Genomic DNA, 13,417 nt, shown 5'->3' with positions numbered 1-13,417 from the left:
CGGCTGTAAAGGAGGTTTGGCATGACGGACGTTTTATATGAAAAAAGAGGACATACAGCAATTATCACCTTTCATAAACCTGCGGATTTAAACGCGCTCAGTGAGGATTTTCTCCGCCAGATCAATGAGGCCGTAGACCTTGCGGAAGCGGATAAAGAAGTCTATACGCTGATCCTGACCGGCACCGGCAAGGCCTTTATCGCCGGAGCCGATATCAAGGAAATGTATGAGAAAGATAAGGATTCGATCATGGTCTGGTCCTCTCTGGGCAGCGGCCTGAATCTGCGGCTGGAGAACCTGGATATTCCGGTTATTGCAGCCATCAACGGCTATGCGCTGGGCGGAGGACTGGAGCTGGCGATGGCCTGCGACATTCGCATAGCTTCAAAGAACGCCAAAATGGGACTTCCGGAAACCACCCTGGGAGTGATCTGCGGCGCCGGCGGTACGCAGCGGCTGCCGAGAATCGTCGGTGAAGGTCTGGCCAAAGAGATGATCTTCACCGGAAAAAGGATCGATGCCGAGGAAGCCTTGCGCATCGGGCTGGTCAATCAGGTGACAGAGCCGGAGGACTTGATGGAAACAGCGTTCAATCTGGCAAAAAGGATTGAGAAAAACGGCCAGATCGCCGTTCGAACTGCAAAAGCAGCCATCAATTTCGCAGCAGCTTCCGATATGGAAGAAGGCTGCCTCTTTGAACGGGAAATCTTCAGCAAGCTGTTTGAGACTGAGGATCAGAAGATCGGAATGGGTGGATTTTTGCGCAAAGAAACGGATATATGCTTTAAGAATAAATAAATCTGGGGAAAGGTTGAATTATGACGGTACAATTTATAAATGCTAAGAGGGCCGCTGAGCTGATTGAGGACCATACCACCGTTGCCATCGACGGGTTCATTGGATTTTGTCTGGCGGATGATATACTCGGTGAAATTGAAGAGAGGTTTAAGAAAGAAGGTCATCCACGAGAGCTTTCAGTGGTCAACGTGGCAGGACTGGGAGGCGACGGCAAGGACCGGGGCATCAACCATTTTGCCCACAAAGGGCTGATGCGCAGGTTCTTGTGCAGCAATCTCAGCCTGGCGCCCAAGCTTTACCCTCTGATTATGGATAATGCCTTTCCAACTTTTATGATACCCCAGGGGGTTCTTTCCCATATGATGCGCGCCATCGCTTCCCGCAAGCCAGGCGTTATCAGCCAGGTGGGAATGAAAACCTTCGTCGATCCGCGCATTGACGGCGGCCGGATCAATGAGGCTGCCAGGGAAAGCGGCGATACCATCGTGGAGTTGATCCGTCTGCACGAGGAAGATTATCTGTTCTACCCGGCCTTCCCTTTGGATGTTGCCATCATTAAAGGAAGTACGGCCGATACAAAAGGAAACATCTCCATGGAAAAGGAAGCCCTTCATCTGGAGCAGATGGAGATGGCGGCTGCGGCCAGAAACTCCGGCGGCATTGTGATGGTACAGGTGGACCAAGTCGTGGAATATGGAGAAATCCATCCCCAAAAGGTTGTCGTTCCTTCCACGCTGGTGGATTATGTAATAACAGGAAAACCAGAGAACACCGGGCAGCATTTCATCGGCGACTGCCGGCCGATCCCATCCTGGTGCGGAGACGAAAAGATCCCCCTGGATCACATCGAGCCGCTGCCTTTTGATATTCACAAGGTGATATGCAGGAGGAGCATTCTCCAGCTCCATGCCGGCGACTTTATCAATTTGGGGATCGGGATTTCCATGGGCGTTTCCGAGGTGCTCAATGAGGAAGGGCTCATCGAGGCCATTTCTTCCAGCATAGAATCCGGCGTGACCGGCGGCGTACCCGCGCCCGGCATCGCCACTGGAGCAGCCTACAATCCGGAAGCGATTCTAAAACAGCCGGATATCTTTGACTTTTACGATGGAGGAGGCATCGATTTTGCCGCACTGGGAGCAGCGGAGATCGATCGCCACGGAAACGTGAACGTATCCAAGTTTGCCGGAAAAGTGACCGGGCCCGGCGGATTTATCAATATTACGCAAGGCGCGAAAACCGTTTGTTTCCTGGGTACGTTTACTGCAGGAAAGAGCGATATCCGCATTGAAGACGGGCGCCTTCGGATCATTCAAGACGGCCCTTATATCAAATTTAAAAAGGATGTGGAACATATCACTTTTTCAGGCCATTATTCCCGGGAAAAGGGGACGCAGACTGTTTTATATATCACCGAGCGAGCTGTTTTCCAGCTGACCGAAGGCGGACTTACATTGATTGAAATTGCTCCCGGCATTGATTTGGAAGAGGATATTCTGGGTAAAATGGAATTCCGCCCCCTCATATCGCCGGACCTGAAGGTGATGGAGGAAAGGCTCTTTCGGCCCCAGCTTTTGGGCTTGAAGCTCTGATGCGCTGTCCGGCGTTGTGCCGCAAGGAGATCAAGCTTTGATTGAATTGAATTTTCCTCTTGCACGAAAGGGTCAAATCGTTCATACTAGAGGGGAACGCTCAATATGTGTAAATGTGTATAAAAGGAAGGATTGAAAAGATGGACAACATGAAAAGCAAGAAAACCGGAAATCGGAAATTGTTATTGATTGTGATCGCCCTGGCGGTCGTGCTGGTAATCGTAGGCATTGTAGCTGCTGTGACCGGCGTGTTTTCAGGCGGCGGAAAATCCGGCTCGGCAAAGACTGCTGACAGCAGTTTGCTGCAAGCGCCGGAGTACAAAGCGAGTGCTGAATACGAAGCCTATCTCGACGGCCTCTCTGATGAGGAATTGGATAAAGTAATCGATACCAGCGATGAAGCCATATACGAGGCTCCGGCCAAGGTGAAAGAGCTATGCGAAACATACGGGTTAAAATACGCGGCCAAGGCTACTGACTTGACCAGTTATGAGCAAGTTGAAAAAGAGCTGGAAGCAAGAAAACTCAGTGGTTTTTTGGGAGACGAGCTTTCCAAGCAGCTGCAGACTACGATGAAGGAATATGATGGAGGCTATGTCTTCGACGACGGAGAACTGTATCTTGAGATTGAGCAGGAGGATGAAGAACGGGGAAACGTACTTCTCCTGCTGAACATAACACCGAAGGGGGTCTTTCCTTATCAGTCGTCATCCTTCCAGGCACAAGAAAAGGATGCGGCTCCCCAGACAGTTGAAGATATGATGAAAAACTTCACTTATCAGCCCAAGAGCGGCGGCGACTTCATCTGCAGGACCCAAGGCCCTGACGGAACCGCATTTGGAAAAGCAGGGGATTATTACATAACCATGGCCATGACCCGCGAACCGTCCGATGCCAAGTCTGAGGAATACGAAAAGGCTGTGGAAAAGCTCGATGAGAAGGTTAAAAAAGCAGTCGGCATCGATAGTCTGGACGAGCTGGAGGAAAAGGTTTATTCCGGCATACAGACTGCTTGGGAAAAAGAACCGGATGCCATGCAGGAAGCCCTGGACAACGACGACAAACAGCAATATCAGGCACTGCAGGATAAATACACGACGGCATCTAAAGAAGAACTTGCTCTCTATGAAGAGTGCAAAAAAGAGTTGGAGCCGCAGGAAGTGTACGTTACGGAACAGGATCTGCAGGACACGCTCAATAAACTTGATTTCTCCAAATTTGTGTAAGATTTTGTAGATAATTTGGGGACGATTGCAAGCACATACGCCTTGCCTTTGTGTTAAGATTTTCAACAGGGAAATCGTTTACATAAGACAAGGGGGGAGTTTGTGGACAAGTTAAGCGCTGTAATGATCGGGGCAATCTGCGCACTGCTGTGCATCAGCGGGGCAGTCGTGTATGGCACCTGGTTTTCACAAGAGGATGAAGCGGCCTATGTCAGCAGCATAGAGCAAGTGGAAGAAGAGATGGCCCTGGCCAGCATTGCGATGAACGATGATGCGCAGGTAATCAACGGCGGCGGAGCGGATATGTGGGTTCGGGCCAAGGTGGAATCGCCGGATACGGAGAATGCTAACCGCAATGTGAACATTGTCGGGAAGGATTATCAGCTGATTTCGGATACGATTACCGCTGATCCATCGGAAGCCGAACGGAAAAGCGGCGTCTGGACGCTGGAAGAAGACGGCTATTACTACTATAGCATCCCGGTAAGCCCGGGCGAACAGTCAAAATCCCTGTTCACTTCCGTGACAGGACCGGTTGGTGCGAATCACGAAGGCGCAGCCAGTGTGAAAGTTCAGGCAGAAGCCGTACAAGTCAACTGGATCAGCAAAAAGGCAAAAAGCGGCAAAGAAGCATTTAGTCTTTTTCGTGCCTATCAGCCGCTCCAGGAATACAAAGGAAAATTTGTTTAGGAAAAAGAGGCTGCTCCCATGGGGGCAGCCTTTTTATGCGGCGCCGGCTGTGGAAGCGGGGCCTCCCCAGGGCACCATGGAACATCATCAAAACTCTTTTTCGTTGACAAATGACAGATATCTTGTTAAAATACTTATACCCGGTAAAGGTATATAGAGAGGCAGGTAATAATTATGAATGAAACCGTAAAACATAAACATAGAGAGTCAAACGAGTATACGGATTTGATTAACCGTCTCAGCCGCATCGAAGGTCAGGTACGGGGAGTGAAAAAAATGGTTGAAGAAGAACGCTACTGTGTGGATATCCTCACACAGGTCAGCGCCATACAATCCGCCCTCAACTCCTTTAACAAAGTGCTGCTAACAAGCCACATCAAAAGCTGCGTTACGGAAGATATCAAACAGGGCAATGAAGCGGCAGTGGATGAACTGTGCGCCACCCTGCAAAAACTAATGAAATAAAAGAAAGAGTTTGCGATTATGAGAGAAGAAAAATTTGACATCACAGGCATGACCTGCTCCGCCTGTTCGGCCAGGGTGGAAAAAGCCACGGCCAAGCTGGACGGCATGGGCAGTGTCAGTGTAAACTTGCTGACCAACAGCATGAAGGTCAGCTACGATGAAGAAAAGCTTTCCATGGACGACATTGTTGAAGCTGTGGAAAAGGCCGGCTACGGGGCCAGCGCCGCTCAGCTTTCCGATGAAACGAAACAAGCTGAAAACAAAGGCAGCCGTAAAAACGTCGCTCTGGAAGAAGTGGAGCAAATGAAAAAAAGGCTCATTGTATCAATTGCCTTTTTAGTTCCGCTGATGTATTTATCCATGGGACACATGATGCAGATGGATTTTGGGATGCCGGTGCCCTCCTTTATTGAGGATACGTTTTATGGCAACGAGAACGCAGTAAGCATGGTTTTTGCCCAATTTTTGCTATTGCTGCCCATTTTATACGCCAATCGAAAGTATTATATCGTTGGCTTCAAAAGCCTTTTTCACGGCGGACCCAACATGGACACGTTGATTGCCATCGGATCGGCCGCAGCTGCAATCTACGGCTGCTTTGCGCTCTTCCGGATCGGCTTTGGACTGGGCCACGGAGACATGCACCTGGTACACCAGTATAGCATGGATATCTACTTTGAATCAGCAGGAACCATTCTGGCTCTGATCACTCTGGGTAAGTACCTGGAAACCAAATCCAAGGGCAAGACCAGCGAGGCCATCGAAAAGCTGATGGACCTTTCCCCCCAGACCGCCATTGTAGAACGAGGAGGAAAGGAGGCCGTCATCCCAGTGGAACAAGTCATGACCGGAGATATTCTGGTAATCAAGCCGGGAGCGGCCATACCGGTAGACGGTATTATTACAGAAGGAAATTCCAGCGTGGACGAATCGGTAATCACTGGCGAAAGTATCCCCGTGGAAAAGACAGTGGGTGATAAAGCTGTTTCCGCGACCATCAATAAGAGCGGTTTTTTCAAAATGCGGGCGTCCAAAGTGGGCGAGGATACCACCATCAATCAGATCATTCGCTTGGTGGATGAAGCCAGCTCCAGCAAAGCGCCCATTGCCAAATTGGCAGATAAAATTGCCGGAATCTTTGTTCCTGTGGTTATCGGGATCGCAGTCGTGGCTGCGGTTGTATGGCTGATCACAGGTGCGACCTTTGAATTTGCCCTTTCCACCGCAATTGCGGTACTGGTGATCTCCTGTCCATGCGCCCTGGGGCTTGCCACTCCTGTGGCGATTATGGTGGGCACGGGAAAGGGTGCTGAAAACGGAATTCTGATCAAATCAGGAGAGGCGCTGGAAATCGCCCACCGGGTTGATACCGTGGTCATGGACAAAACAGGGACCATCACCGAAGGAAATCCGAAGGTGACCGATATACTCGCATTTTCCGGGTCTGAAACCCAGCTGCTGCAATTAGCCGCTTCCCTGGAAAAATCCAGCGAACATCCGTTGGCGGAGGCGATTATACGAAGAGCTGAAGAAAAGGAGCTTTCCCTGCTGCAGACCGAGGAATTTGAAGCCATTCACGGAAAAGGGATTAAAGCCGTGATCGATGGAAAAACTTATTTCGCGGGAAATGAAAAGCTGATTAAGAGTCAGGCTGGCGGCTATGGTGACCAGGTTGAGAAGACAGCGGCCCAGTTATCGGATCAGGGAAAAACGCCATTGATCTTTGCTGACGATAAAACAGTTATCGGTATCATCGCGGTTTCTGATATGGAGAAGGCCACCAGCCGCAAAGCTATCCAGTTGTTCAAAGATATGAAAATCAAAGTGGTGATGCTAACCGGAGATAACGAGCGGGTTGCAGGCGCGATTCAAAAAAGACTGGATATTCCAAAGGTGATTGCCGGAGTGCTGCCTGACGATAAGGAAAAACATATCAAGTCTCTGCAGGATCAGGGCCATACAGTGGCAATGATCGGCGACGGCATCAACGATGCTCCGGCGCTGGCCCGGGCTGATGTGGGAATCGCCATCGGCGCAGGTACGGAAGTAGCCATTGAAAGCGCCGATGCGGTCTTGATTAAAAACGACCTTTTGGATGCAGTGACCGCGATCAGACTGAGCAAATCGGTCATTCGCAATATTAAGCAGAATTTATTCTGGGCCTTTTTTTACAATTGCATTGGCATACCGCTGGCAGCGGGCGTATTCTATACTGCGCTGGGCTGGAAGCTCAGCCCCATGTTCGGAGCAGCGGCCATGAGTTTGTCCAGCATTTGCGTAGTCAGCAACGCCCTGCGGCTGAAATTTTTCAAACCGGAACATGGAGACGCTAAGCTGGTAAACCCGCCGGAGGAGGAAAGCTTTCCGGCACCAAATATAGAGATGAAAGATGAAAAGGAGATGGAAAGAATGTCAAAACATGAAGCAGAACTTAAAATCGAAGGGATGATGTGCGAACACTGTAAAGCCCACGTGACCAAAGCCCTGGAGGCATTGGACGGAGCGGAAGTAAGTGTGGATCTGGAAGGCGGAACAGCTACCGTTAAATCCCAAGAAGAAATCGAAGATGGGACTTTCGAAGCAGCCATTCAAGATGCTGGATATGAATTGAAGGGAATTGAACGACGGTGAAAACGTTGTGGAGGAATATCGCCGGTGAAGGTTTCTGCCCTGCTGGCATGAAGGTTGAGAAAAAATCCATATAAGGCGAATTCAGGCCCCTGCCTTCTTGTGATCAAAACAAGTTGCAGGGGCCCTTTATATTCCTGTTTATGCTAAAGCTTTTTAGAAAGTTGTATAATCGTTTAATACTCCATGGTGGAATCTTTTGTGCAAATAAATTGGAAAACCTTTTGTTTTCATGCAAAAAGCGCTATACTAAAAGATAATGAGCAGAAAGGAAGTTGACTATGAAAATTATTGACGCCCACCTGCATTTTTGCCCGGAGGAAGACGGATTTTCACAATTAGCCCGGGCAGCGGGACATGATAATAACGAAGCACATTTACAGCAAATCTATGAGAAGCTGGGAATTGTCTGCGGCATTGTCATGGGAAACCGGACCGTGGATCCCAAAGACCATCAATACCCTGCCTTTATGCGTTACTGTATTGGAATTGACCGTTCATGTTTAGAGAATGAGCAGATATCGGATACCATCGAACAGATTGAAGAAAATCTAAAAAAAACTCAGTGCGTCGGAATAAAGCTTTATCCGGGGTATTATCCCATGTATATCAGTGATACGGCCTATGAACCGATCTATGAGCTGGCAGCAGCCTACCAAAAGCCGATAGCTGTCCATACAGGGGAAACTTCGACTCCAAATGCCTATTTAAAATACAGTCATCCGATGACATTGGACGAGGTAGCTGCGAACCACCCGCAAATTCAGTTCATTATGTGTCATTATGGGAATCCTTGGCTGATGGATGCGGCGGCAGTTGTCAGCAAAAATGAAAACGTGGCAGCCGATATTTCCGGATTGCTCGAGGGACGGGTCAATCTCGACCTGTTTTTTGAAGAAAAGCAGGGTTACACCCAAGCGCTGAAAACCTGGATGGGATATCTGAGAGAATACGACGATATTATGTTTGGAACCGATTGGCCTCTTGCCAATTTGGCTGAATACATTGAATTCGTCTCCAGGCTGGTGCCGGAAAAGTATCAGGAAAAAGTGTTCTTTGAGAATGCGAATCGAATCTACCAATTGAATCTAGAGTAAAAGAGGTGATAAGGATGACAACGTTAACGGACCTTCCAAATATCGGAAAGAAGCTGCAGGAACAGCTGATCAGCGTAGGGATCGATACGCCGGAAAAGCTCAGGCAGATTGGCAGTGAGGAAGCCTGGCTGAAAATTTATGAAATTGATCCGTCCGCTTGCATTAATCGGCTCTATGGCCTGGAAGGCGCGATCAGGAATGTAAAAAAGACAGAATTGGAAAAAAGCAGAAAAGAGGAACTGAAGGCTTTCTGTCGGGAAGTAAAAGGCTAGGAGACAGATATTTTATGGGGACTGTTGGTCTATATCATACTTGAGCGAAAAGGAGCCATGCAAAAGATGAAAGAAAATAAGTACGACGACGAAATCTTTTTTAAGAAATATCAGGCCATGAATCGTTCGCAGCAGGGGCTTATAGGCGCGGGTGAATGGCCGGCTATGCGGAGGGTGCTTCCCAATTTTAAGGGCAAAAGCATCCTTGACTTGGGGTGCGGTTATGGATGGCACTGTCTGTATGCGGCTCAACATGGGGCGAAATCCGTGATCGGTACCGATATTTCAGAAAAGATGCTGACTGCTGCTGCGGAAAAGAACAGCCATAATAAGATTGAATACCGGCTTTGTGCCATGGAGGATTTGGATTTTGCAGAAGATACCTTTGATGTGATCATTAGTTCCCTGGCGTTCCATTATATTGAAGACTTCAGTGCCTTGATAAAGCGTATCGGCGCATGGCTAAAGCCGCAAGGAAAATTGACTTTTTCCGTGGAACATCCTGTGTTCACAGCTTATGGCAATCAGGATTGGTATTATGGTACCGATGGGAATATTGAGCATTTTCCTGTTGACCGGTATTTTTATGAAGGAAAACGGGAGGCAGTTTTTTTAGGTGAGCAGGTGACAAAATATCACAGGACCCTGACCACATACTTGAACACTCTGCTGGAGAACGGGTTTGAACTGAAACATGTGATTGAACCTCAGCCGCCGGAAAGAATGCTGGACATACCGGGGATGGCCGATGAAATGCGGCGCCCGATGATGCTGATCGTTTCCGCTCAGAAAGGCGGGTATGCAAAATGCGGAGGTAGCTGCTATGCATGATGATGTCTGCAGACAAGCCTGCCTGTTGATTCAAAAAATAATGAGCAGCTATATTTCAGGAGAACCAGAAAAGATAAGGGACGTAATGGAATACATTTCGCCGGATATTCTGGTGATAGGAACGGGCAAGCATGAATTCTACCAAAACCTCAATGCATTGAGAGCGGGGCTGAAAAAAGACCAGCAAGAAGCGGAAGGCATTAACTTTATAATTGAAAATGAATGGTACGAGGCAAAACTGATTACAGACGATGTATGTTTGGTATATGGTGAATTTAAAGCTTGTGAAACAAATATAGAGGGAAAACGGATGATTATCCATATGGATACCAGGATAACCGCATCCCTGCATTGCGAACCGGACGGAAGAATGGTGGTAGACAGTCTGCATCATTCTGTTCCTTACCTTTATCAAAGGGAAGGAGAGTATTATCCCAAGACCTTTGCTGATCAAGCGGAAGAAGCTATGAAACGAAGTGCGGTTTTGGAAAGGGACATTCAGCTGGACCCGATGACCGGTATTCTGAATCGCAAGTTTATGGAAAAATATGTTAATCGGATGCTGGAGCACAAAACAGCCGGTACTCTCTTTCTCATTGATCTGGATGATTTTAAGAAGGTAAACGATATACAGGGGCATCAGGCTGGTGATAAAGTGCTGAAACAGATTGCAAAGGTATTACAGGAACTGCAGACCGGTTCGGCTGCTGCGGGCAGGATGGGAGGAGATGAGTTCATGCTCTTCTGTCCTGATTTGAATAAAAGTGATGCAGAAAAGACAGCCGATCAGTTAATTCGGCAGACCGGACTGGCTCTTGAGGAGATGGAGCTGCAGCCGCCGCAGAGCTGTTCGGTGGGATTAGTATCCGTAGATGATGCAGATATGACATTTGAAGAGGCATATGGCAGGGCCGATGAGGCGCTTTATAAGGCCAAAGCTCAAGGAAAGGGGAGATACTGCTGGTATGATTTCCGTTAAGCGTATCAATGTTCTAGAATAAGCGATTGACGCAAGAATGGGCGATGAAATATAATAGACCTGAACGGAATGATACTTGTATGCAGACTGGACCAAGTCCGGCAATACAAATCGTTTAATCAGATTGGAGGTTAAAAATGGTTGTAACGACTACGAATCAGGTTGAAGGCAAACAGGTTGTTGAATACAAGGATATTGTATTCGGAGAAGTAATCACGGGTATTAATTTTTTTAAAGATATCGGCGCAGGGCTGAGAAATATGTTCGGCGGCAGGAGCCAGGGCTACGAGGATGAGCTATGCAACGCACGCAACGAGGCTCTGGAAGAAATGAAGCGCCGTGCGGCCCAGCTGGGTGCTAATGCGGTAATTGGCGTGGATATCGATTATGAAGTCCTTGGGGCGGACAACGGAATGCTGATGGTGACAGCTTCCGGGACAGCAGTGACAGTAGAATAACGAGAATGCCCTATGAGAATCTTCGGACCTGGAACCGTCAATGGCGGATCGGGTCCGAATTTAACTTTATTTTCCTTTTTGTGGCCAATGGTTATCTTACAACTTACATACTCTTTGCTGCTGTGTATGCTTATTGCTCTGACAGGTACAGTCTACGGAGCGTAGGTTGTAAAAGAAGGCCAGTTCGGATATGCTGTTTTTAACAAACAGTAAAGGAGTAAATTACAATGAATTATATTACAGGTAGTACAATCCGAATTCTGAGAGAAAAGAAGCGCTATACACAAAAGCAGCTGGCAGAGCGTCTGTCTGTCAGCGACAAGACCATTTCCAAGTGGGAAACGGGTAAAGGGCTTCCCGATGTCAGTATGGTGGAACCATTGGCAAAAGAACTGCAGGTTTCGGTGGCGGAGCTTTTATCCGGAGAACAGATTATCAATCGCAATGCGGCTGCAAATCTGCTGCGCGCCCGTTTTTATGTCTGTCCCTTGTGCGGAAACGTGATTCATGCGCTGGGAGAAGGTGTTTACAGCTGCTGCGGCATAACGCTTCCGCCTTTGGAAGCAGAGGAAATAGACGAGGTTCATAACATTCAAGCCGAACAAATAGACGGTGAATTATACCTCTCGATCGATCATCCCATGACAAAGGATCATTACATCTCCTTTCTGGCTTCGATTAATTCTGCCGGATATCTGCAAATGATAAAGCTTTATCCTGAGCAGGCTGCAGAAGGTCGCTTTCAAATGAGAGGAAAAAGTGTAGTATACGGATACTGCAATAAACACGGCTTGTTTAAAACAAAGATTTGATCTTAGCTTGTATATACTAGACGATAGCCGCTTCAATCGCAGAATTGAACTTTTTTAAGAGCGGCTGTCCGCATATTGGGGTGTTCCCAGCCCGTACCCGCCTGCCACATCCAGGATATGGCCAGTTATATAAGAAGATGCATCGCAAGCGAAAAATGCCGCCGCATCTGCGATATCCTCCGGGTTTGCCATACGGCCGAGGGGAACATGAGATAGAAACGATTTTAAAAAATCTTCGGGCATGTTTTTCATGGCCGCCTCAGTTGCGGTCAGCCCGGGGAGTACTGCATTGCATCGAATATTATTGCGGGCATATTGCAGTGCAATTTGCTGTGTGATGTTATTAATCGCAGCTTTCGAAACTCCGTAGCCGATTCTGGTTATATCGGCAATGAGGCCGCCGATGGAGGAAATATTGACGATATTGCCGCCGCCGCTTTTGATCATATGGGGAATGGTGAGCTTGCAAAGACGATAAACGCTTCCCAGATTGAGATGCAGCAGATCAAAAAAAGCTTCTTCGCTGCCGTTTACTAGGTCCAAATCCACAGCTGGACGGCCCACTCCAAAATTGTTGATCAGGATGTCAATGCGTTCTGATTTTTTTATGATTTCTTCGATCATCGTTTCATAACTATCCGTTTGCGTGCCGTCGAAAAAGACTGGAGTCATTTGATATTCAGGGTGCTGGACGCAAATCTCTTCCGCGGCATCCGGCCTTCTTACACCCATATAGACATGAGCGCCGCCCCGTGCCAGCTTGAGTGCGCAGGCCAGCCCGATTCCCTTTGTGGAAGATGTTACTAATGCAATTTTATTTTCAAAACATTTCATGTATTTTCACCATCCTGGTCGTTGATAGTTTTTAGTATGAGATAAAAAACAGTTCTTTATGCCTGCGGCAGAATAAATTTTCTTCCATAAAGAATACTAAAGATAAATAAATCATGAAGGAGGTTTTTTATGTCACTAATTAATAAACAATTGGATGAATTCAAAGTTAATGCGTATCACAACGGTGAATTTACTCAGGTTACCAGACAGAGCCTTGAGGGCCATTGGTCGGTATTTGTATTCTATCCTGCAGATTTCACTTTTGTTTGTCCGACAGAACTAGGGGATTTGGCCGATCATTATCAGGATTTTAAAAACATTGGCTGTGAGGTTTATTCTGTTTCTACAGACACCCATTTTGTACACAAAGCATGGGCGGATACCTCTGATACCATCAAAAAAATTCAGTATCCGATGCTGGCTGATCCGACGGCAATACTGGCACGAATGTTTGAAGTGCTGATTGAAGAGGAAGGGCTGGCTCTTCGGGGAACCTTTATCGTCAATCCCCAGGGAGAAATAAAAGCTTATGAAGTCAATGACAACAGCATTGGCAGAGATGCTGAGGAATTGCTGCGCAAAGTGCAGGCTGCTCAATTTGTAGCTGAACACGGCGATCAGGTCTGTCCTGCTAAATGGAAGCCTGGTGAGCAGACCCTGTCTCCAAGCCTGGATTTAGTAGGCAAGCTTTAAGGTGCAATGAGATAGAAGGATGCTGCAAAATGACTGGTTTCC

General features: G+C 47.7%; 14 protein-coding genes. 13 read left to right on the top strand and 1 reads right to left on the bottom strand.

Features of this window, described 5'->3' with window-relative positions; translation table 11 throughout:
- Positions 1–21 precede the first annotated feature (21 nt).
- The 12 genes from LG211_RS10105 to LG211_RS10050 all read left to right on the top strand — a co-directional run bounded on the left by LG211_RS10105 (position 22) and on the right by LG211_RS10050 (position 11,848).
- Complete coding sequence (locus LG211_RS10105; RefSeq protein ID WP_269477429.1) at positions 22–798, top strand: enoyl-CoA hydratase/isomerase family protein; 777 nt, start codon at positions 22–24, stop codon at positions 796–798.
- 20 nt (positions 799–818) lie between these two features.
- A complete protein-coding gene (locus tag LG211_RS10100) occupies positions 819–2,390 on the top strand; it encodes an acyl CoA:acetate/3-ketoacid CoA transferase (protein ID WP_148396417.1) in 1,572 nt (523 codons plus the stop codon).
- 140 nt (positions 2,391–2,530) lie between these two features.
- Positions 2,531–3,616, top strand: a complete 1,086-nt coding sequence (locus LG211_RS10095; protein WP_269477428.1) for a hypothetical protein — start codon at positions 2,531–2,533, stop codon at positions 3,614–3,616.
- 102 nt (positions 3,617–3,718) lie between these two features.
- Entirely contained in the window at positions 3,719–4,306 is a 588-nt protein-coding gene (locus LG211_RS10090; RefSeq protein ID WP_148396421.1) for a hypothetical protein, read from the top strand.
- 174 nt (positions 4,307–4,480) lie between these two features.
- Positions 4,481–4,771, top strand: coding sequence for a metal-sensing transcriptional repressor (locus tag LG211_RS10085; protein WP_148396423.1), 291 nt, complete (start codon positions 4,481–4,483; stop codon positions 4,769–4,771).
- Between the two features lie 18 nt (positions 4,772–4,789).
- Positions 4,790–7,402 (top strand): heavy metal translocating P-type ATPase, encoded by a 2,613-nt coding sequence (locus LG211_RS10080; RefSeq protein WP_269477427.1) that lies wholly within the window; start codon positions 4,790–4,792, stop codon positions 7,400–7,402.
- A 278-nt stretch (positions 7,403–7,680) separates the two neighbouring features.
- Positions 7,681–8,496, top strand: coding sequence for an amidohydrolase family protein (locus LG211_RS10075; RefSeq protein WP_148396427.1), 816 nt, complete (start codon positions 7,681–7,683; stop codon positions 8,494–8,496).
- Positions 8,497–8,510: 14 nt separating this feature from the next.
- Positions 8,511–8,768, top strand: a complete 258-nt coding sequence (locus LG211_RS10070) for a TfoX/Sxy family protein (protein WP_148396428.1) — start codon at positions 8,511–8,513, stop codon at positions 8,766–8,768.
- Between the two features lie 66 nt (positions 8,769–8,834).
- A complete protein-coding gene (locus tag LG211_RS10065; RefSeq protein WP_253019898.1) occupies positions 8,835–9,599 on the top strand; it encodes a class I SAM-dependent methyltransferase in 765 nt (254 codons plus the stop codon).
- On the top strand, positions 9,592–10,578 hold the full coding sequence (locus LG211_RS10060; RefSeq protein WP_148396432.1) for a diguanylate cyclase domain-containing protein: 987 nt from the start codon (positions 9,592–9,594) through the stop codon (positions 10,576–10,578). Before LG211_RS10065 ends, LG211_RS10060 begins: the two co-directional genes overlap by 8 nt.
- A gap of 137 nt (positions 10,579–10,715) precedes the next feature.
- Positions 10,716–11,036, top strand: coding sequence for a putative heavy metal-binding protein (locus LG211_RS10055; protein WP_269477426.1), 321 nt, complete (start codon positions 10,716–10,718; stop codon positions 11,034–11,036).
- A gap of 227 nt (positions 11,037–11,263) precedes the next feature.
- Entirely contained in the window at positions 11,264–11,848 is a 585-nt protein-coding gene (locus tag LG211_RS10050; protein ID WP_148396435.1) for a helix-turn-helix domain-containing protein, read from the top strand.
- Positions 11,849–11,902: 54 nt separating this feature from the next.
- Here the strand turns inward: LG211_RS10050 and hdhA are convergent, their stop codons facing one another.
- The gene (gene hdhA / locus LG211_RS10045; RefSeq protein WP_148396437.1) at positions 11,903–12,682 is read right to left on the bottom strand and encodes a 7alpha-hydroxysteroid dehydrogenase; all 780 of its coding nucleotides are present in this window, start codon (positions 12,680–12,682) and stop codon (positions 11,903–11,905) included.
- Positions 12,683–12,811: 129 nt separating this feature from the next.
- Between hdhA and ahpC the strand changes: the two genes are divergently transcribed.
- The gene (ahpC, locus tag LG211_RS10040) at positions 12,812–13,375 is read left to right on the top strand and encodes an alkyl hydroperoxide reductase subunit C (RefSeq protein ID WP_148396439.1); all 564 of its coding nucleotides are present in this window, start codon (positions 12,812–12,814) and stop codon (positions 13,373–13,375) included.
- Positions 13,376–13,417 lie beyond the last annotated feature (42 nt).

This window comes from Hominibacterium faecale, assembly GCF_020734085.1.
Taxonomy (GTDB): Bacteria; Bacillota; Clostridia; order Peptostreptococcales; family Anaerovoracaceae; genus Hominibacterium; species Hominibacterium faecale.
Note: the sequence above shows the minus strand (reverse complement) of the source record. Positions and strands in the feature narration are given on the sequence as shown.